The sequence below is a fragment of the Myxococcus sp. XM-1-1-1 genome, assembly GCF_020037095.1.
Lineage (GTDB): Bacteria > Myxococcota > Myxococcia > Myxococcales > Myxococcaceae > Myxococcus > Myxococcus fulvus.
In genome coordinates this window covers 295,542-315,272 of sequence record NZ_JAIQDH010000006.1, presented here as the reverse complement: position 1 = coordinate 315,272, position 19,731 = coordinate 295,542, and the positions used below count along the sequence as shown (strand labels likewise).

Below are 19,731 nucleotides of genomic sequence, written 5' to 3'. Positions count from 1 at the left end.
GCTCAGCCCCGCCTCTCGGCACTATGCGGCCCGGGTGCGCTCATGCCGCGGCCCGGCGCTCCAGCACCTGCCGGCTGTAGCGCCCGAAGTCCTCTTCGATGCCATGGAGCAACGTCCCCAGACGACGCGCGTTCTCCCCCACCTCTCCCGGCAGCCCCGCGAGCAGTGACAACACGCCCTTGAGCCGCACCAGCTCGCCTTCCTTCAACGCCAGCAACGGGAAGCGGCTGCGGACCAGCCGGTCCACGGTGCGCTCCACCTCGCTGCGCTCCTTCAAGGCCTCCGGCGCCGGCAGCGAGGTGAGCAGCTGGGTCAACCAGCTGCGCAGGAACTTCACCCGCGACTGGAGGAAGGCGAGCTCCGCCTGGGCCACCGCCGCGCGAGCCTCCTCCGAGAAGAACGCCGACGCCCCACCGCCACGGGTGAACGCGAGCTGTCCGTCCAGCCCCAGCAGCGCGGCCAGCTCTCCGTCCGGCGCGCGGGCGGAGAACTCACCGCGATAGAAGACGTACGCATCGCCGTTGATGACCGAGGCCGCCGCGGGAGGAGGGCTCGCCACCTCGCGAGTGAGCGCCTTGGCGTGCTCCCGCAGACGTCCGTCGAGGATGCCCTGACACTCGCGCATCACCACGTCCACCGGGAGGCCCTCGCGTCGGAGGTTCTCGACCACCGACTGCACGGCGCGGCCGTACTGCTCGACGCGCTCGAACGGCGTGGAGGCCAGGACCTCGCGCGCATACGAGAGGCCCAGCGGCAGCAGCAGCTCCTCCTTGAAGCTGCGCTGGCTGGGGTCCAGCGCGATGAGGGACTGCTCCAGCTGGGACAGCCGACGCGAGTCCGCGGCCAGCGCCTCCAGCGGCTCCTTGCGGCCTCGCGGCGAGGCCCCCTGGAAGGCCACCGTGGCCCGGCGTCGCAGCGCGCCCACCACCCGCTTGCGCGCGTCGACCTCCACCTTGCGCAGCCGCTCCACCGTCGCCGGGGCGCCCTCGGCCAGCAGGCCCATCAGGTCGGCCATCCGCGACAGCTCCTCCTCCAGGTTGTCCGCCAGCCCGACGAGCCCCTCCAGCTTGAGGCCCTCCTCGAAGTCCGCGCTCTCCGCGGTCAGGGCAATCATCTCCAGGGCGCCCTCGAGGAAGCGCGCGGTGGCCTCGCTCAGCGGCGTCAGCCCGGGCTTCAGCTCGGGGAGGACGCGGCAGAGCTCCAGCACGTCCTGGAACGAGGTCAGCAGGGACAGGCCGCCGCGCCCCTCGCCCTGCCCCGCCATGCCTCGCGCCAGCCGCTGGTCCATCGCCGCCACCAGCGCGCGCGCGGCGGCCAGCAGCGGCACCCGGTTCTGCAGGTGGCGCGGACCGGGCATCAGCTTGGACATGAGGCTGCGCGCGGAGGTGGACGCGATGGCCGGCTGCCAGTTGCGCGACAGCGCCTCCACCGTGGTGGCCTCGTCCGCCGCGGCCAGCGCCTGGGCCTCGCGCTCCAGCCCGCCCCCCAGCTCCTGGCGGACCTGGGCGATGACCTCGTCGAACGTGCGCTGCTCCAGCCGGACGATTTCGAGCTGCGCGCGCTCCCTCGGGTCGACCACGGACTTGAGCAGCGCGTCCGTCTCCGCCGAGGGCGGCCCTCCGAGCAGGAAGAACCAGCGCAGCGCGTCCAGGTCCTCCACGGAGGCCTCCAGCGGGCGCTCGGGCCGCCGGTAGATCTGATCCCGGACCACCGCCGCCTTCAGCGCCCACAGCGCCTTCACCGCCGAGCGCTGGGAGAAGTACTTCGTCGGCACGTAGTCGGGCAGCTTGGACACGTGCGACGTCAGCGCGCGCTCCAGCGCGTCCGTCAGGAGCTCCACGCCCTCCATCACCACGCTGGGCACCCGCACGCGCGCGACCGCGTCCTGGAGCAGGTCCACCTGCTGCAGCGAGAGCGGCGCGCGCAGGTCCGCTCGCGCGCCGTGCTCGAAGCGCTGGAGCATGGCCGCCCGGCTCTCCTTCCGGGCGAAGGACTTGGGCACGAAGCTGATGAAGCTCAGCCGGTCCGCGAAGGCCAGGAGCAGCTCCGGCGAGCGCGCCAGCACCTCGGAGAGGTACCGGTTGCTCGTCATCACCACGCACTCGGTGCGGCCCGCCGTCACCCGCCGCCCGTGCTTGAGCTCGCGCTCGAACAGCACGTTGAGGATGGAGCGCAGCAGCATGTCCCGGCCGTCGAAGACCTCGTCCAGGAACGCGTGCTGCGAGCCCAGCATGCCCTCGTCGGTGAGGTACTCCGTGCGCCCCGTCTCCGTCAGGACCTTGAAGTCCACCGGCCCCAGCAGGTCCGTCTGCACGGTGGACTCCGCCAGTTGCTTGGAGAACAGCGACGGCAGTCCCGTCTTCTCGTCGATGATGCGCCCCAGCACCGCGCTGGCGATGGCGCTCTTGGCCGTCCCCGGCGGCCCCACCACCAGCACGTGCTCCCGGCTCAGGAGCGCCAGCTCCAGCTGCGTGAAGAGCGTCTCCCGCTCCAGGTAGACATCCCGCAACTCATTGAAGAAGTGGCGAAAGGCCCGGGCGGCCTGGAGGTACGTCGTCGGCTGTGATTGCACGGACTATCCGGAGGCAGCGGGGTTGGCCCCATGCTACCCGCCGCCCTCCGTCTATTTGAAGTGGACCTCGCAACCGCCATCCGTGCAGGTCCGCCCGGCAATCCGGAACCGATAGCGCGCCACGGCCCGGTACACGACATCCACCAGCTGCCGCAGTCCGGGGACGTAATAGACGTACAACAGCTTCCCCAGGGGATGCCGGCCCAGCGCCCGGACGATGGCCTCGGCGCCCTCCATCACCCGCCCGTCCGCGCGGACCAGCTGCATGGCCAGCTCACACCGCTCCGCGCTGATGCCCGGAAAGGCCTCCAGCACGCCCTCGTCCCGGAACGAGCGCAGCTCCGTGCCCCGTCCGCCCAGCAGTCGCTGGAACTCGCGCGCCGCGCCGCTGCAGATGCGGCAGTGCCCGTCGTAGAGGATCACATCATGTCCCGGGGGTGTCGTCCTCAGCACCATCCGTGTCACCTCCACCCTGGTTCTATGTCAGCGAGAGGCCAGCGTGTCATGCAGATGCGCATGCACGGAGCGCCAGATGTCATGCTGCCGCTCGATGGGGTCCATCAGCTTCATGCCCACCGACGTGGCGGGCGAGCTGCCCTGGAAGGCCGAGTACTGGCGCAGTCGCGCTCCACCCGCCCCGTCGTCCTCGAAGACGAAGCGGTTCGTCCCCCGCAGGGGATGTCCGTCCAGCGTGGTGATGTGCACGGTGTGCTTCTCCGGCTCGAGCCGGAACGTCACGGGCGCCCAGACGGGCGGAGGCCCCTTCTCCTCCAGGAACACCTTCGCCCCGTCCGCCAGCGCGCCCGTGGCAGGTTGGAGCCGGATGCCCGCGGCCTCGAACACCGGACCGGGATTGCGCACGAGGTAGTCCCACGCCACCTCCGGCGCCACGCCGGGCAGGACGCTGGTGTAGTCCGTCAGGGAGGTGGGAGCCCCCTCGAGGGGAGGACTCGGGTCCAGCAGCCGCAGGTGCCCTCGCGCGTAGGCGTCCACCACCGTCCCCTTCCCCAGCAGCAGGCTCGCCGCGGCCGCCTCGGACTGGGCGACCGTCAGGGCTCCCTGCTTCATCTGCTCCCGCACGTTGCCCGTGGGGCGTGGAGGAAAAGCGCCCCCCACCGCGAAGTCGAAGTCGTTCGGTGTCCCCGTCATGGGACCGCATCGGGGCCCCACCCCAGGCGAGACACCGCCACCGCTCGAGGCAGGCCCCCGGAAGACCTCCAGCGTGCTGGCCTCCTGCCTCGCGGACGCGGACTGCGTCTTCCTCGTGGCCGACGAGTCGACAGGGAGCGCTCCGGGCTCGGGCTCGATGTTCAGCGCGAGGACGGACGACTGCTGGGACAGGACTCGGGACATGCGGGCACCTCACGAGACTGCGTGGAGCCGCCCCACGTTGCATCCCCCTCACCCACGCTCGCCCCAGTGTCCTCGGCCGTTTGCGTCAGCGCCGCGTCTCGCTCCACATACGCCCATCCCGACTTCCGGAGGGCCGGCCGCACGCGCCCGCAAAGCGGAAGGGCCGGCCCCCCGCGTGGCGGAGGCACCGGCCCTTCTGACTCAACGCACGGGCCTCACGGCCCCGGCATCATGACTGGCGGAACTCGGCGTCCACCACGTCGTCCTTCTTCGCGCCCGGCTGCGCGCCAGGAGCAGCCCCCGGAGGCGGCTCGCCACCCGGCGCCCCGCCCGTCGCCTTGTACATCTCCTCGGCGGCCTTGTAGCTGGCGGCCTGGAGCTTCTCGAGCGCGGACTTGATGGCGTCCTTGTCCTGGCCCTCGCGGACCTTGTTGAGCTCCGCCACCCCGTCCTCGAGGCCCTTCGCCACATCCGCGGAGAGCTTCTCCTTGTTCTCCTTGATGAGCTTCTCGGCCCCGTAGGCCTGGGCCTCCGCCTGGTTCTTCAGCTCCACCAGCTCCCGCTTGTCCTTGTCGGCCGCCTCGTTCTCGCGGGCCGCGGCGACCATCTTCTCCACCTCGTCCTTCGCCAGGCCCGAGGACTGGGTGATGGTGACCTTCTGCTCCTTGCCCGTGGCCTTGTCCTTCGCGCTCACGTTCAGGATGCCGTTGGCGTCCAGGTCGAACGTCACCTCGATCTGCGGCACGCCACGCGGCGCCGGGGGCAGGCCCGTCAGGTGGAAGCGGCCCAGGCTCCGGTTGTCGTTCGCCATCTCGCGCTCACCCTGGAGCACGTGGATCTCCACCTGCGACTGGCCGTCCGCGGCCGTGGAGAACGTCTCCGACTTGCGCGTGGGGATGGTGGTGTTGCGCTCGATGAGCTTGGTCATCACCCCGCCCAGCGTCTCCACGCCCAGGGACAGCGGCGTCACGTCCAGCAGGAGGATGTCCTTCACCTCGCCGGAGAGAACGCCCGCCTGCACCGCGGCGCCCACCGCCACGACCTCGTCCGGGTTCACCGAGCGGTTCGGCTCCTTGCCGAACAGCCGCTTCACCGCCTCCTGCACCTTCGGGATGCGCGTGGTGCCACCCACGAGCACGACCTCGCTGAGGTCCTTCAGGTCCAGCCCCGAGTCCTTGAGGCACTTGCGGCACGGCTCCAGCGAGCGCTCGATGAGGTCGTCGATCATCGCCTCGAACTTGGCGCGCGTGAGCTTGACGTTCAGGTGCTTGGGACCCGACGCGTCCGCCGTGAGGAACGGCAGGTTGATGTCCGTCTCCGTCGCGCTCGACAGCTCGATCTTCGCCTTCTCCGCCGCCTCCTTCAGGCGCTGGATCACCATCTTGTCCTTGGTGACGTCCAGCCCCGTGTCCTTCTTGAACTCGACGACCAGCCAATCCATGATCCGCTGGTCGATGTTGTCACCGCCCAGGTGCGTGTCACCGTTGGTCGCGAGCACGTCGACGACGCTCTCGCCCACCTCCAGGATGGACACGTCGAACGTGCCGCCGCCGAAGTCGTAGACGGCGATCTTCTCGTCCTTCTTCTTGTCCAGGCCGTACGCCAGCGCCGCCGCGGTCGGCTCGTTCACGATGCGCCGCACCGTCAGGCCGGCGATCTCACCCGCATCCTTGGTCGCCTGGCGCTGGGCGTCGTTGAAGTACGCCGGGACGGTGATGACCGCCTCCGTCACCTTCTCACCCAGGTAGTTCTCGGCGGCCCGCTTCAGCTTCAGCAGCACCTGCGCGCTGATCTCCGGCGCGCTGGACTGCTTGCCATCCAGGTCCACGCGCGCGTCGCCATTGGGGCCGCGGGAGACCTTGTAGGGCACCAGCTTGGTCTCCTCGGAGACCTCGTCGAACCGGCGACCCATGAAGCGCTTGATGGAATAGATGGTGCGCTCGGGGTTCGTGATGGCCTGACGCTTCGCCACCTGGCCGACCAGGCGCTCGCCATCCTTCGTGAACGCGACCACCGAGGGCGTGATGCGGCTGCCTTCCTCGTTGACGATGACCTTGGGCTCGCGACCCTCCATGATCGCCACCACGCTGTTCGTGGTGCCCAGGTCGATCCCAATAATCTTGCCCACGGTTCGTATCCTCCGGAAATGACTGCGTTTTCTTCAAAAGCTCCTGATGTACGCCCAACGTAACCACCCACCCCCGGGTGTCAAACCAGGCAGTGGTGTCGGCTCCTCACGTCTCAAGGTGATGCTCCTGGGTGCGTAGCGCAGTGCGCATGAGCCCGTCTGCCGCGTCACGCCATCGCCACCTTCACGCCACGGGTGCGTAACCCGCTCTACACCCCCGTCACCCCGAGGTAGCAACCGGCCGGCCTTTGGCACAGCAACCAACGTTGCAACCCCCTGGAATGACGTGCCTGCCTGCCTGCTGACGCCCCGCGTCACCCGTTGGCAATGAAAGTGCACAGTACGGCCAGCGTCGATGTCGGGTCCCCCCACCCGCACCTACCCTGGAGCATGTCCCCATGCTGGTTCAGCCCCTGCGCTCTCCGGACCTCCGCCGCGCCCCCTCGGCGGATGTCTCCGTCGAACCCAAGGTCGCGGTGCTGCTCAACGCCAACGCCCGGAAGGTGGATGCCCGGGTGGTGAAGTCCCTGTCGCACGTGGTGCCGGAGCAGGACCTGTTCCTGTCGCGCTCGGAGCTGGACGGGCGCCGCATCGCGCAGACGGTGCTCGAGCGGGGCTACCCGATGGTCTTCACGGGCGGCGGTGACGGGACGTTCATGGGCTTCGTGAACGAGGTGCTTCAGCAGGTGGGCCCGCGCGGCCGCTTCGCCGGCCAGCCGGTGCCCCGCTTCGGCATCCTCAAGCTCGGCACGGGCAACGGCATCGCCAACCACGTCAACGCCTCCGGCACCCGGGGCGACGGCATCCTGAACGACGTGCTGCGCGCCCGCACGGGTGAGGTGCCCGGCTTCCGCCCCATGGACCTGCTGATGGTGGACGGGCAGCGCGCGCCGTTCGCCGGCCTGGGCGTGGATGGCAAGGTGCTCAACGACTACATCTGGGTGAAGGAGAACCTGGGCAAGGGGCTCTTCAAGAGCGTGCTCACGGGCAGCGGGGGCTACTTCTCCGCGGTGGCGTGCAAGACGGTGCCGCACTACCTGACGAACTCGACCTGGGTGGAGTGCGAGGTCGTCAACGGCCCGTCGAGCGAGGCCTACCGCCTGGGCCCGGATGGCCAGCCCCAGGGTGCGCCGCTGGCGCCCGGCGACGTGCTCTTCCGCGGGAAGCTGATGATGGCGGCGGCGGGCACCATGCCCTTCTACGGCTATGGCCTGCGCATGTTCCCCTTCTCGTGCGGCCGTCGCGGCTTCATGCAGCTGCGCCTGGGCCAGGTGACGCCCACGCAGGTGCTGGCGAACCTGCCGCGCATGTGGGCCGGCCGCTGGTTCCCGGAGGGTCTGCACGACTTCCACGTCCGCGAGGCCACCATCCGCTTCGCGCGCCCCATGCCCTTCCAGGTCGGCGGCGACGCGGCCGGCTACCGCGACCAGGTCAACCTGTCCGTCGCGCCCGAGTCCATCGAGCTGGTCGACTTCAACGGCGCGCTGAACTAGGCGCCACGTCGGCGGCTGAAGCGCACGCGCCCTCCCAAGGGGCGCGACTCCAACGCACCGCCGCCTTCACGTCGCCCGGGCACCGGGCGATGCAGCCATGCGACGAGGATGCAGCGAGGCGCCCAGGACGGACGGAGGCGCTCCCGGACACGCGGGGTGACGTGAATCAGCCGCGGTCGCGCGAAGCCGGGGGCTTCTCGCCCGGCTCCTTGCGGCGTCCCACCAGGAACGCGTAGCTGACGCTGGCCTTGCCGTTGCTCTCGCGGTGCAGCGCCAGCTCCTCGCGCAGCGACGAGGCCTGGGGGCCCGACGTCGGACGCAGGCTGGCCTCCACCTCGCGGTAATAGTCGTCGAGCTCCGTGTCGTGCAGCGTCTCGGCCGACTCCGGCTCGAACCCGCCCATCTCCAGCGACATGAGCAGCTCACGCGGCAGGAGCAGCGGCGCGCCCAGACGGCGCTCCCACAGCTCGGCGGCGGCCTTGGGGACCACGCGCCCCACCCTGGCGGGGAAGGTCATCCCCAGCCGCCCGCGCTTGGCGAGCAGCGGCCGCAGGACGGACATCGTCCCCTTCAGCGTGTAGAGCACCCGCCCCGGGATGAGGATGGCGTCGAAGGCACCGTCTGGCAGCCCGAGGGAGTCCAGGGCCACGCCCCGGACCTCGATCCGGTCGCCGAGGCCCTGGTTGCGGACCCGCTCCCGGGCGGCGGCGACATGAGACTCGTCCGTGTCGCCGGCCATGACGGTGCAGCCCATCTCCCGGGCCAGGACCAGGGCGGCGCTGGCATCCGGGCCACACCCGAGCACGAGCACCTGCGAGCCCGGCTCCAGCTGGGCCACCTTGGCGAAACGCCGGGTCACGTCGTCCGAGCTGAACGCGCGCCGGGCGTCCGCGGGGTGGTACAGCGGAAAGGGCTCTGCCGGGCTCATGGACTCCTCATATACCCAACCCCGACCGGACTTCCAGAGACGGACGAGAGGGAGCCCCCTCCCGAGCCCCTGGCGTCACAGGTGATAGATGACGCGCGGGTCCTTGTGGAGCAGGTCGTAGATGGCCCGGCGCTGCTCCTCCGACAGCAGGTACACCGACACGCTCAGCGAGACATAGGTGCCCTTGCTGCTGGGCTGCTCGCTGATGGAGTCCGGGGAGATCTCCGTGCCCATGGCCCGGCGGAACAGCTCCCTGACGTGCTCCGCGAAGCCAGGGCCCTGCTTGCCCATCACCTTGAAGGTGTAGACCGAGGGGTACTCGATGAGGGGCTTCTTCTCCCCTTCTTCCGGGGGCGCGTCTCCAGGTCCGTCCTTCTTCATGACACGTCTCTATCGCTTGGGCACCCCAGGTGCCTAGAGCAGGTTGGCGGCGAGCTCGGCCAGGGCGCTGCGCTCACCCTTGGCCATCGAGATGTGCGCGGCGATCTTCTCGCTCTTGAAGCGATTGACCACGTGCACCAGGCCGTTGTTGGTCGAATCCACGTAGGGGTTGTCGATCTGGAACGGGTCCCCCGTGAGGATGATCTTCGTGTTGTCGCCCACGCGGGTGATGATGGTCTTCACCTCGTGGGGCGTGAGGTTCTGCGCCTCGTCCACGATGATGAACTGGTTGGGGATGCTGCGGCCGCGGATGTACGTGAGCGGCTCGATCTCCATCAGCCCCAGGTCCAACAGCTCGTGGTAGCCGCGGCCGGCCTTCTTGTCCGCGCGGCTCAGGTTCATCAGGAACTCCACGTTGTCGAAGATGGGCTGCATCCAGGGGTTGAGCTTCTCCTCGACGCTGCCGGGCAGATAGCCGATGTCGCGCCCCAGCGGGAAGATGGGACGGCTCACCAGGAGCTTCTGGTAGAGGTTCTCCTCGGTCACCTTCTGCAGGCCCGCGGCGATGGCGAGCAGCGTCTTGCCCGTGCCCGCCTTGCCGACGATGGTCACCAGCTTGATGTCGTCGTTGAGCAGCAGGTCCAGGCAGAAGGCCTGCTCCATGTTGCGCGGGCGGATGCCCCAGGTGCCTTCCTTGCTCTGGCGCAGGAGCGGCACCAGCCGGTTCTTGAGCCCGTGCAGCCGGCCCATGGCGGTGTGGGACGGGTTCGTCTCGTCCTTGAGCAGCACGAGCTGGTTGGGGAAGAGCGTGTCCACGTCGGGCAGCTCCACCTCGGCGCCGGGCTTGTACATCTGGTCCACCAGCTCCTTGGGGACCAGCCGCTCGGTGAAGCCGGTGTACAGCTCCGTGATTTCGACCCGCTCGGTGTCGTAGTCCTGGGCGATGAGGCCCAGGGCGTCCGCGCGGATGCGCAGGTTGGTGTCCTTGGTGATGAAGACGGCCTGGGTGTCCGGCTCCTGCTCCATCAGGTCGATGGCCACCGCGAGGATGCGGTTGTCCATCAGGTTGCTGTCCGCCATGGACAGCGGCAGCTCACGGTCCGTGAAGGACACCCGCAGCATGCCACCGCGAGGCAGGGGTACGCCCTCCTTCAGCGAGCCCTCCGCGCGGAAACCATCCAGGTAGCGGGCCACGAGGCGGGCGTTGCGGCCCAGCTCGGAGAGGTCGCGCTTGAACTGGTCGATCTCCTCGATGACGTAGATGGGGATGATGACGTTGTTGTCCTCGAAGCCGTAGATGCTGCGCGGATCATGCAGGAGGACGTTCGTGTCGAGGATGAAGTTCTTTCGCATCGTGGGTTCGCGCGACCTTGATGGGTACGGGTGCGACCGCTGGTGACCGTGCGACGTGGCTGTGCCTGACGCTCACTCCAATATACGCAGCGGCTCCCACGGAAGCAGCCGTGTTCGTGCGTGAACGCGGGCTGTTCGAAACCCCACGCCCCGCACCGGTCCTCCCGTCGAAGCGTTCGCTGAGGGGGTGACGTGGGCTGGCCGACACTCCGGGGGCGCGCGGCTCAGTGGGCCAGCACGGGGGCGAGCGGATCATACCCGAGCAGCTCCGCCAATCGCTCGGGCGGAGGCCCCGGGGGCATGCGTTGCCAGGGGAAGCGCTGCTGGAGCGCCTCCTCGTCGAGCGTGAGGGGCTGTCGTCCGGTCTGCTCGCGTGCCTCGGCCCAGCGCTTCGCGTCGAACGTGCGGATCAACCGGCGGCTCAGGGGCGCGAGCATGGGCATGGGGGTGAAGGGAACGGGCTGCCCTTCCGCGTCGCGCAGGCAGCCCAGCTCCACGGCCCACGCGAGCAGCCAGCGCGGACGGCCTCTTCCGGCGTCGCGCATGGCGAGGAAGCGGCCCTGGGCGGCGCCGTCCACGAAGAGGAAGCGCCGGTCATAGACGCTGGCGGCGGCGAAGGTGGAGGGCGTGAGGGCCAGCGCCTCCGCGCCGATGCGGCGGGCCATGAGCATGAGCACCTCGAGCAGCTGCGCGGAGAGCGCGAGCCCGGGGTGGCTCTGGCCGGGGAGCGGCGGGCGGTGCCAGTCGAAGGGGCGACCCGGATTCTGGAGCAGGAGCGCGTCCACGTAGAGCAGGGGCGCGGTGGCGAGCGCGTCGCCCAGGCCGACCTCGGCACCGGTGGCCATGCGCAGGGAGAGGTCGGCGACGGGGGCGTAGAAGCGGCGGCTCCAGAGGATGACGCGGGGGCGGAAGGGGTCCTCGCCCTGGACGCGCAGCTCCACGGGACCCACGCGCTCCTCGGCGCGCTGGATGAGGCCGTAGGCGCGCAGGACGCGCTCGAGGCCCGGGTGGCTGTAGGTGCCGAAGAGCAGGCCGACGCGGGACTTCTGCGAGTCGCCCAGGCCGAGGTCCTCGAGGGAGAGCTCCTCGAGCTCGGGCGCGGCCAGGTCCGCCCCGCTCAGGTGCTGATAGATGCGGCGGAAGCGGGGGTTGATGGGCAGCGTCCGAGGCATGGGGGCGTCCTCACTCAGTCGTAGCGGATGTCGACGATGGACAGCTCGATTTCACCGCGGGGGCGGCGCACCTCCACGGTGTCGCCCACGCCCTTGCGCAGGAGGGCGCGTCCAATGGGGGACTCCACGCTGATGCGACCTCCGGCGGCGTCGATCTCGTCGGACCCGACAATCTGGTACGTGGTGCGCTGGCCGTCCTCGTCCTCCAGGGTGACGGTGGCGCCGAAGTAGACGTGTGCACGGTCGGTCTGTTCAGCAGGCGTGACGATGGTGGCGGTGTCCAGGCGGCGCTGGAGGAAGCGGATGCGGCGGTCGATTTCGCGCAGGCGCTTCTTGCCGTAGATGTATTCGGCGTTCTCGGAGCGGTCGCCCTGGGCGGCAGCGGCGGAGACCTCGGCGGTGACCTTGGGGCGCTCCTCGTTGAGCAGGCGGATGAGTTCCCGGTGCATCCGCTCGGCGCCCGAGCGGGTGAGGTAGCGACGGAACGGAGCCTTCTCCTCGCCGTCCTCGGCCTCCAGGTCATCGTGCTCATCTGGGGAGAGGTCCTGGGACATGGGACTTGTATACCGCCGATGGCTGACGGAGGTGGGGGCCGAGGGGACGGGTGTGCCCGAAGTGACGAGCACGCCACTGTCAGGATGCCGGACGTGCGCTCGCCAGTGGAAAGCGCGAAGGAGTGCTGGTAGGAAGCGCCTGCCTCCGGGGCCCAGGAGGGTTGCCCGAGGATTTTGGACAAAAGAATAGTGCGAGTCGCTAGCTCAGATGGTAGAGCACCGGCCTTTTAAGCCGAGGGTCGGGGGTTCGATCCCCCCGCGACTCATGCAGTGACGACGTCCCCGTCGTCTAGAGGCCCAGGACGCTGGCCTTTCAAGCCGGTAACACGGGTTCGAATCCCGTCGGGGACATGTAAAAACGCGGGGTTGGACGGTGCGAACTGTCCAACCCCGTTCGTTTTTGACCGCTGAGTGGCGTTACTACGGCGTTACGCCAGTCCGGGTAACGACACGAGCGCTCTTAGGTGAAGTTCGACGAGCGCGAGCCGACACAGGCCAGCAAGTCGGGGGACCTCTTCTCTCCTGGCCAAGCGAGCGCGCTGCTGGCGCTACTCCGGATCGAGGCTCCAGGCGCCTTCTGCCCAGCGCTTCAACGCCTCCTGAGCCTCAAAGGGAATGAGCCCTTCGCCCTTCGCCGCTTCTTCGAGCACGGCCTTGGCTTCTACGGTTCTGTACCGAAGCAGGTAGGTCGCAGCAGCGGTGCGCACGTCCATCCGTGGGTGCGTGAACAACTGGGCCAGCGCGTCCCGCCCTGAATCTCCGTGAGCACGCAGCTTCTTGAACGCGGCGATGCATCGATTCGCATGCTTGTTCCCGGTCTTGGCATCACCGCGCCAAATGGAGTCCGTTTGGGCGGCGACGTTCTCTGCAAACTCCTCGACCAACTGCGAAATCGATAGCGCCATTGCCCCTTCCTCAGTCGAACTTCAAGGAACCGGCCCGCCACTCTTTCAGAACCATCTCCGCATTGAACCGGGCGACCCCGGGGGGGCCATTAGCGAGTTCGCCAAGAACAGCTTCCGCAGCCTCGGGCATTGCCTCTAGGACGTGCGAAGCCGCCCATCCCCTCACGTGTGGATTCTCGCTGACCATCAAACTCGCAAGCACGCCTGTGCCCTCAGCGCCTCGTGCTCGAAGCTCTCTCCAGGCCGCGTCAATCCTGCGAAATTGTGCGTTGGTCGCTCGGTAGTCGCCGGACTCGCTCCCAGCACCATGTGCAGCGGCAGCCTCCGCATAGAGCGCACCAAGGGCTTGAAGCGACAACGACTTTGCGGGCGTCTTCATTAAGGGAGAGCTCCGAAGTCGCGAAGGATGTTCAACCCAAATTCGCGCTGAGCCTCATACGATTGAGCCCTAAGCCACTCACGCACAGTCTTGCCTCCTGAGATGCGCTGGTTCGACGAATAGAACGCGCTGACCTTCATGTGAAGTTCCTTGTCGAGCGCGACGACGTTCTCCGTGTTGTGGATCGCCTTCGGTCCGAACCTCCCCACATTGCCGTCGGTCTGCTCGACGATGTGGTGCCACTCCTTCCCCGGACCTGCGGGGCCCATCGCTCGCTTGAAGGACTTGAACGACGAGTAGGACTTCATGCCGCCAGGGCCAGCGGGTGGCGTCGAACTGGAGCCTCCTCCCTCCCCTGCGCGCTGAAGGACGATGGCGGCGCCTGGCCCACCGCTCAGCACCGCCGCAGCACGCCCCGTCGATGCGGACACGAGTCGCATGGCGACGGTGCCATCGGCGGCCAACACGAGCGCTGGGACCTCTGACGTGGCGAAGCCTGTTCCCCCCAGCGTGCGCGTCGCGGCGGACACGGTCCCCCAGGTGGCCACGAGGTTCGTCACCAGTCTGGAGACGGCCTGCACCTGCTCGCCCCGCGTCATGTACTGGAAGCGCTCCAGGTACTCGGGCGATGACTCCAGTAGTGCCACCACTGCGGCGGGCATCTCCCGGAGCGCCGCGAGGTTGTCCGCTGGTGACGTCGAGAAGAACTTGCCCACCGCGAGGGCGAGCCCGACGAACGCCTCTTCGGCCCCGTCCAGGGTGCGGCTGATGACGTCGGCATCATCGTGGACGTCGGCCAGTGGGAAGCCGTTCTCCTCCCGCAGCTCGTCGTTCAGCAACCGGAAGACGCCAGTCCGCCCATCGTAGAAGCGACCCAGTTCGAAGCCGTGCGCTCGAAAGGCCCCGTCCTTCCACTCCACATCCCCCACCCGTTGCTGTGTCCTTCCGCTATGCACCCATGCGAGGCGCCCGTCAGGCCGAAGCACCGCCAGATGGTTGAAGCGCGCCACCCGGCGCACCAGCTCCCCCCGCGACACCTCACCCGTCGCCAGCACCTCCCGCAACAGGAAGCCCACCGCGACACGTGCAGGAAACTGGCCGAGCGTCACGTCCCTCTTCAACAGCGTTTTGAGGAGTCGCGCCGCGTGAGTCGGTGAGAGAGAACTTCCCGCGACTGGCCGCGTGTCGCGCTCTTCGAGTCCCGCACTCTGAAGCAGGACATCGAACGCATCCTGCTGCCTACGGCCTGCCCCGAGGGACACAGACTCCCGGAACATGTGGCGGCGGTAGAGCGGTTGCCTCGATGAGGTGTCGGCCTCTTCCGCTTCCTGTTCGCGTTCGGGGTCCTCGCCCGAAACGCTCCACCGCTCCCCGGGAAGTCCCGCGCGCTGATGGAACGTGTCCCTGCGAGTTGACGCATCAACCCCAGCGCAGCCCATGAACAGCAGGGCGACACCCACCACCCAAAGGCCAGCACGCATTCCTCTTCCTCTCGCAGCCTTCCACGGAAAGCCCCCAAATCCTGGCACGCACGACTGACACGCTCGAAGAAGCCAACAGTGGCCGCACGCACTCGCCGCGCAGCGAGGAGGAAGGCGACCAGGACGTCCGGACATCTGCGCGGAGGTCCATTTCCACCCTCCGCGCGAGAACCTCGGAAATCGCTATTCCGGAGGTAGCATCACCGTGTGCCCACCCTTCTACCGCGCTCATCGAATTTCGAGTTCCTGCGGATTCACGACCCGCTCCTGGTCGCATTGGGAGCACAGGCAGAGCGGTACTTCGCGGAAGATCCCACGACCTGCTTGATGAAGCTCCGGCAGTTCGCGGAGGTCCTCGCGCAGCGGGCCGCCGCGAGCCTCGGCCTGTTCTCCTCCGCGGACCAGCCCCAGGTGGACCTCATCCGGGCGCTGGATTCGCGCGGCGCGCTCACTGTCGAGGTTCGACAGGTTCTCCATGACATCCGTCGAGCCGGAAACGTCGCCGCGCACGAAGCCCGAGGGACGCACAGCCAGGCCCTCCACGGGCTGAAGCTCGCCCGGGTGCTCGCCATCTGGTTCCACCGGAGCTTCGGCACGGAGAAGGGCTTCAATCCGGGTCCGTTCATTCCTCCGCCGATCCGGTTCGGGAGTCGCAAGCGCTCGCCCAGGAGTTGGAGCGACTCAGAAGCGAGCTCGCACAGGCCAGGCTCAGCGCCGAGGCCTCTCGAGCCGCGGCCGACGAGGAAGCCCGGCAACGACTCACCGCGGAAGAGCGAGGCCGGAGGGACGCAGAAGAACGTGAGGTCTGGCAAGCACTCGCCGAGGAGGCCGAGACCAAGCTCAAGGCCAGCCTCGACGCCGTGCAACTCCAAGCCGCGGCGAAGCCCACCCAACAGCTCGACCGCCTCGTCCAGCAGGCACAAGCAGCCGGCGCGGACCTGGACCTGGACGAAACAGACACGAGGCAGCTCATCGACGAGCAGCTCCGTCAAGCCGGTTGGGAGGCTGACTCACAGAGCCTGACGTTCGCGGCCGGCACGCGTCCGCAGCGTGGACGCAACCTGGCCATCTCGGAGTGGCCCACGGCGAGTGGCCCCGCGGACTACGTCCTCTTCGCGGGCCTCGAGGTCCTGGCCGTGGTCGAGGCCAAGCGTCGCCGCAAGGATGCGGCCGGGGCCATCCAGCAGGCGAAACGGTACAGCGAGGGCTACCAGCGCCAGGGGGAAGAGGTGCTCCCAGGGGGGCCCTGGGACAAGTACCAGGTGCCGTTCCTCTTCGCGACGAATGGCAGACCGTACTTGCGCCAGCTCGAGCTGAAGAGCGGAATCCACTTCCTCGATGCTCGGCGTTCGACCCACCATCCCCGAGCACTCGCTGGCTGGTACTCCCCAGTGGGGCTGCGTGACCTGCTCCAGCAGGACCGCGCCGCGTCGGAAACGGCCCTGCGCGCGGAGCCTACTGAGTACCTCGGCCTTCGTGACTACCAGGTCAAGGCCATCCAGGCTGTCGAGGCGGCGCTGGAGAACGGACGCCGTGAAGGCCTGATCGCCATGGCCACGGGCACCGGAAAGACGCGCACGTTCATCGGGCTCGTCTATCGGCTCGTGAAGACCCGGCGCTTTCGGCGGGTGCTCTTCCTCGTGGACCGGAGCGCCCTGGGAGAACAGGCCATCAACGCCTTCAAGCATGCGCGCCTGGAGAACCTCCAGACCTTCACGGACATCTTCAACGTGAAGGGCATGGAGGATGTTCGACCAGACCCGGAGACGAAGCTCCACTTCGCCACGGTCCAAGGGATGGTGAAGCGCATCCTCTACACGGAGGGCGGTGAGCGCCCCAAGGTGGACGACTACGACTGCATCGTCGTGGACGAGTGCCATCGCGGCTACACGCTCGACCGGGAGATGAGCGACTCGGAGCTGAGCTTCCGGAGTCAGGACGATTACATCAGCACGTACCGCCGCGTCCTGGACCACTTCGACGCCGTGAAGATTGGCCTCACTGCGACGCCGGCGCTGCACACGACCCAGATCTTCGGAGATCCGGTCTACACCTACAGCTACCCGGAGGCCGTCATCGACGGATGGCTCGTGGACCATGAGCCCCCACTCCGCATCACGACGGAGTTGTCCGACGGAGGCATCCGCTGGGCCAGCGGCGAGGAGGTCCCGACCTACAACACCCAGACCCAGCAAATCGACCTCATCCATATGAAGGACGAGCTGTCCTTCGACGTGGAGTCGTTCAACACGCGGGTCGTCACCGAGAACTTCAATCGCGTCGTCTGCGAGGAACTGGCACGGCAGATCGACCCCTCCGCTGACGGGAAGACGCTCATCTTCTGCGCCACGGATTCGCACGCGGACATCGTGGTGGCGGCGTTGAAGAAGGCGTTGGACGCCCAATACGGGGGCGTGGACGACAACGCCGTGATGAAGATCACTGGCAGTTCGGACAAGCCCCTCCAGCTCATCCGTCGGTTCAAGAACGAGAAACGACCGAGTATCGCCGTCACGGTGGACCTGCTCACCACCGGCATCGACGTGCCCCCTATCGTGAACCTCGTGTTCCTGCGGAGGGTGAAGAGCCGCATCCTCTACGAGCAGATGCTCGGCCGAGGGACCCGCCGGTGCGACGATATCGGCAAGGAGGTCTTCCGCGTCTTCGATGCCGTGGACCTCTATGCCGCGCTGGAGCCGTTCACGTCGATGAGACCGGTGGTCGTGAACCCCGCCTTCACGTTCTCGCAGCTCATCGAGGAGCTGCAGCGCCTCAAGGACTCGGACGTGCAGCGACAGGTCATCGACCAGTTGGTGGTGAAGCTGCGGCGGAAGCGGCGGGTCCTGGAGAACAAGCTGGCCGAGCCCTTCGAGGCCATCGCTGGGATGCCCGTCGCGGACGTGCTGACCTTCCTCCGGGCGAAGCCTCCCGTGGAGATAGCTGCCTGGATTTCGAGCCGCCCTCAGCTCGGCGAGCTCCTCGACACCACCACGGGACCGGGACCGGTCGTCTACGTCAGCGACCACGCGGACCAGTTGAAGTCCGTGGAGCGTGGTTATGGGCCAGGGCGCGTGCGGCCGAAGGACTACCTGGATGAGTTCGAGACCTTCATCCGGAAGAACCAGAACGTGATGCCGGCATTGATGGTGGTGTGCCAGCGGCCGCGGGAACTGACGCGGCAGCAACTCAAGGAGCTGAAGCTGACGCTCGACCGGGCCGGATACAACGAAGCCTCGCTCCAGACCGCATGGAGGGACATGACCAACCAGGATATCGCCGCCTCCATCATCGGCTTCATCCGACAGCGGGCCCTCGGCGAGGCCCTGGTCCCCTACTCCGAGCGAGTGGATCGCGCCCTACGCGGAGTGCTGGAAGGGAACACCTGGACGCCACCACAGCGGAAGTGGCTGGAACGGATCGCCAGGCAGCTCAAGGTCGAGACCGTCATGGACAAGGACGCCTTCGATCGCGGCCAGTTCGAAGCGAGTGGCGGTTTCACGCACATCAACAAGGTCTTCGAGGGCCGGCTGGAGCAGGTTCTTACTGACCTGAGCGACGCCCTCTGGCAACAAGGTGGCAAGGCGACCGGATGAACACCAACGCGAACGATCTCGTACAGAAGCTCTGGAACCTCTGCTCCCTCCTTCGCGAGGACGGGGTGACCTACCACCAGTACGTTGCCGAGCTGGCTTTCGTGCTGTTCTTGAAGATGGCGAAGGAGACCAAGCGTGAGGATCAGCTTCCCAAGGGCTACCGCTGGGACGACCTTGCCAGACGCGAGGGCACGGAGCAGCTCCGGTTCTATCGGGAACTGCTCCTCCACCTCGGCACCCACGGCAGCAAGCGCGTCCAGGACATCTACGCGAACGCCAGCACGTCGCTCCGGCACCCGAAGAACCTGAACGCGCTCGTCAGGGCTCTCGATGCGCTCGATTGGTACGGAGTGGACCGTGAGAATCTCGGTGATCTCTATGAAGGGCTCCTGGAGAAGAACGCCACGGAGGTGAAGTCCGGGGCGGGACAGTACTTCACCCCTCGGCCCCTGGTCGACGCGATCATCGCGGTGGTGAAGCCGCAGCCAGGTGAGACCGTGCAGGACCCGGCCGCCGGCACTGGCGGGTTCCTCATTGCCGCCGACCGGTATGTCCGAGTCCAGACCGACAACTACTTCGACCTCACGGAAAAGCAGCAGGAGTTCCAGCGCAAGAAGGCGTTCTATGGCGTGGAACTGGTTCCGGAGACCCGTCGTTTGGCCCTGATGAACATGGCCCTGCACGACTTGGAGGGTGAGCTGATCCTCGGTGACACGCTGTCGCCTGTCGGGCGCGACTTACCGAAGGCGGACATCATCATCACGAACCCGCCGTTCGGGACCAAGAAAGGCGGCGGCAAGCCCGAGCGCGACGACTTCACGTTCCCCACCTCGAACAAGCAGCTCGCGTTCTTGGAGCACGTCTACCGGGGACTGAAGCCCGGTGGTCGCGCGGCCATCGTCGTTCCGGACAACGTGCTCTTCGAGGAGAACGTCGGTCAGGAGATCCGCGCCGACCTCATGGACAAGTGTGACCTGCACACGGTCCTGCGGCTGCCGACGGGCATCTTCTACGCGCAGGGGGTCAAGACCAACGTACTGTTCTTCACGCGGGGACAGACGGACAAGGGGAACACGAAGGCCGTCTGGTTCTACGACATGCGGACCAATGCCCCTGCCTACGGGAAGCGTACTCCTTTCCTGCGCGAACACTTCGCTGACTTCGAGAAGGCGCTCGGCCATGACTCCCATGGCAAAAACAAGCGTAAGGACCAAGGTACAGATGGTCGATTCCGGAAGTTCACGCGAGAGGAACTCAAGACCCGTGGCGACAATCTGGACCTAATATGGCTCAAAGAAAAAGGGGTCAGCAATACAGACAACATAGAGTCGCCCAACGTCATCGCCGCAGAGATCCGCGACAAACTCCAGATAGCTCTCACTGACCTTGAGACCTTATCAGCAATGCTCGAATCGAATGAGACCCTGCCGTCGTGACTA

Annotated in this window: 14 protein-coding genes, 2 tRNA genes and 1 pseudogene; 6 read left to right on the top strand and 11 right to left on the bottom strand. The window is 67.4% G+C overall.

Annotated elements, in window-relative coordinates; genetic code table 11:
* Positions 1-40: 40 nt before the first annotated feature.
* The 4 genes from K8640_RS15075 to dnaK form a co-directional block, all read right to left on the bottom strand.
* Positions 41-2,572 (bottom strand): AAA family ATPase, encoded by a 2,532-nt coding sequence (locus tag K8640_RS15075; RefSeq protein ID WP_223747663.1) that lies wholly within the window; start codon positions 2,570-2,572, stop codon positions 41-43.
* Between the two features lie 51 nt (positions 2,573-2,623).
* On the bottom strand, positions 2,624-3,028 hold the full coding sequence (locus K8640_RS15070; protein WP_223747662.1) for a thiol-disulfide oxidoreductase DCC family protein: 405 nt from the start codon (positions 3,026-3,028) through the stop codon (positions 2,624-2,626).
* A 27-nt stretch (positions 3,029-3,055) separates the two neighbouring features.
* Positions 3,056-3,925 carry a hypothetical protein gene (locus tag K8640_RS15065; protein ID WP_223747661.1) on the bottom strand — a complete coding sequence of 290 codons (870 nt, stop codon included), beginning with the start codon at positions 3,923-3,925 and terminating at the stop codon, positions 3,056-3,058.
* Between the two features lie 229 nt (positions 3,926-4,154).
* Entirely contained in the window at positions 4,155-6,053 is a 1,899-nt protein-coding gene (gene dnaK, locus K8640_RS15060) for a molecular chaperone DnaK (protein ID WP_223747660.1), read from the bottom strand.
* A gap of 398 nt (positions 6,054-6,451) precedes the next feature.
* Here dnaK and K8640_RS15055 point away from each other — a divergent pair, with 398 nt between their 5' ends.
* Complete coding sequence (locus K8640_RS15055) at positions 6,452-7,546, top strand: diacylglycerol kinase family protein (RefSeq protein ID WP_223747659.1); 1,095 nt, start codon at positions 6,452-6,454, stop codon at positions 7,544-7,546.
* A gap of 166 nt (positions 7,547-7,712) precedes the next feature.
* Here K8640_RS15055 and K8640_RS15050 read toward each other — a convergent pair whose 3' ends face one another.
* The 5 genes from K8640_RS15050 to greB form a co-directional block, all read right to left on the bottom strand.
* Positions 7,713-8,474 (bottom strand): cyclopropane-fatty-acyl-phospholipid synthase family protein, encoded by a 762-nt coding sequence (locus K8640_RS15050; protein ID WP_223747658.1) that lies wholly within the window; start codon positions 8,472-8,474, stop codon positions 7,713-7,715.
* Between the two features lie 75 nt (positions 8,475-8,549).
* Positions 8,550-8,855, bottom strand: coding sequence for a YbeD family protein (locus K8640_RS15045; RefSeq protein ID WP_141327958.1), 306 nt, complete (start codon positions 8,853-8,855; stop codon positions 8,550-8,552).
* Positions 8,856-8,888: 33 nt separating this feature from the next.
* Positions 8,889-10,208 (bottom strand): PhoH family protein, encoded by a 1,320-nt coding sequence (locus K8640_RS15040; protein ID WP_046714397.1) that lies wholly within the window; start codon positions 10,206-10,208, stop codon positions 8,889-8,891.
* Between the two features lie 224 nt (positions 10,209-10,432).
* On the bottom strand, positions 10,433-11,380 hold the full coding sequence (locus K8640_RS15035) for a deacetylase (protein ID WP_223747657.1): 948 nt from the start codon (positions 11,378-11,380) through the stop codon (positions 10,433-10,435).
* 14 nt (positions 11,381-11,394) lie between these two features.
* Positions 11,395-11,934: a transcription elongation factor GreB gene (gene greB, locus K8640_RS15030; protein WP_141327954.1), complete on the bottom strand. Its 540-nt coding sequence runs from the start codon at positions 11,932-11,934 to the stop codon at positions 11,395-11,397.
* Positions 11,935-12,127: 193 nt separating this feature from the next.
* On the opposite strand from greB, the gene K8640_RS15025 reads away from it, so the two are divergent.
* Both K8640_RS15025 and K8640_RS15020 read left to right on the top strand, forming a co-directional pair.
* A tRNA-Lys gene (locus K8640_RS15025) sits at positions 12,128-12,200 on the top strand.
* Between the two features lie 12 nt (positions 12,201-12,212).
* Positions 12,213-12,285: transfer RNA gene (locus tag K8640_RS15020), tRNA-Glu, on the top strand.
* 197 nt (positions 12,286-12,482) lie between these two features.
* Here K8640_RS15020 and K8640_RS15015 read toward each other — a convergent pair.
* Positions 12,483-12,839 (bottom strand): DUF2019 domain-containing protein, encoded by a 357-nt coding sequence (locus K8640_RS15015; protein WP_141332889.1) that lies wholly within the window; start codon positions 12,837-12,839, stop codon positions 12,483-12,485.
* Positions 12,840-13,217: 378 nt separating this feature from the next.
* Positions 13,218-14,699, bottom strand: coding sequence for a hypothetical protein (locus K8640_RS15005; protein ID WP_223747656.1), 1,482 nt, complete (start codon positions 14,697-14,699; stop codon positions 13,218-13,220).
* 327 nt (positions 14,700-15,026) lie between these two features.
* Between K8640_RS15005 and K8640_RS42515 the strand changes: the two are divergent.
* The 3 genes and pseudogenes from K8640_RS42515 to K8640_RS14990 form a co-directional block, all read left to right on the top strand.
* Positions 15,027-15,191, top strand: a pseudogene (locus tag K8640_RS42515) (hypothetical protein); the annotation flags it as partial.
* A 179-nt stretch (positions 15,192-15,370) separates the two neighbouring features.
* Entirely contained in the window at positions 15,371-18,292 is a 2,922-nt protein-coding gene (hsdR, locus tag K8640_RS14995; protein ID WP_255653079.1) for a type I restriction-modification system endonuclease, read from the top strand.
* Positions 18,289-19,728 carry an N-6 DNA methylase gene (locus K8640_RS14990; RefSeq protein WP_223747655.1) on the top strand — a complete coding sequence of 480 codons (1,440 nt, stop codon included), beginning with the start codon at positions 18,289-18,291 and terminating at the stop codon, positions 19,726-19,728. Before hsdR ends, K8640_RS14990 begins: the two co-directional genes overlap by 4 nt.
* Positions 19,729-19,731 lie beyond the last annotated feature (3 nt).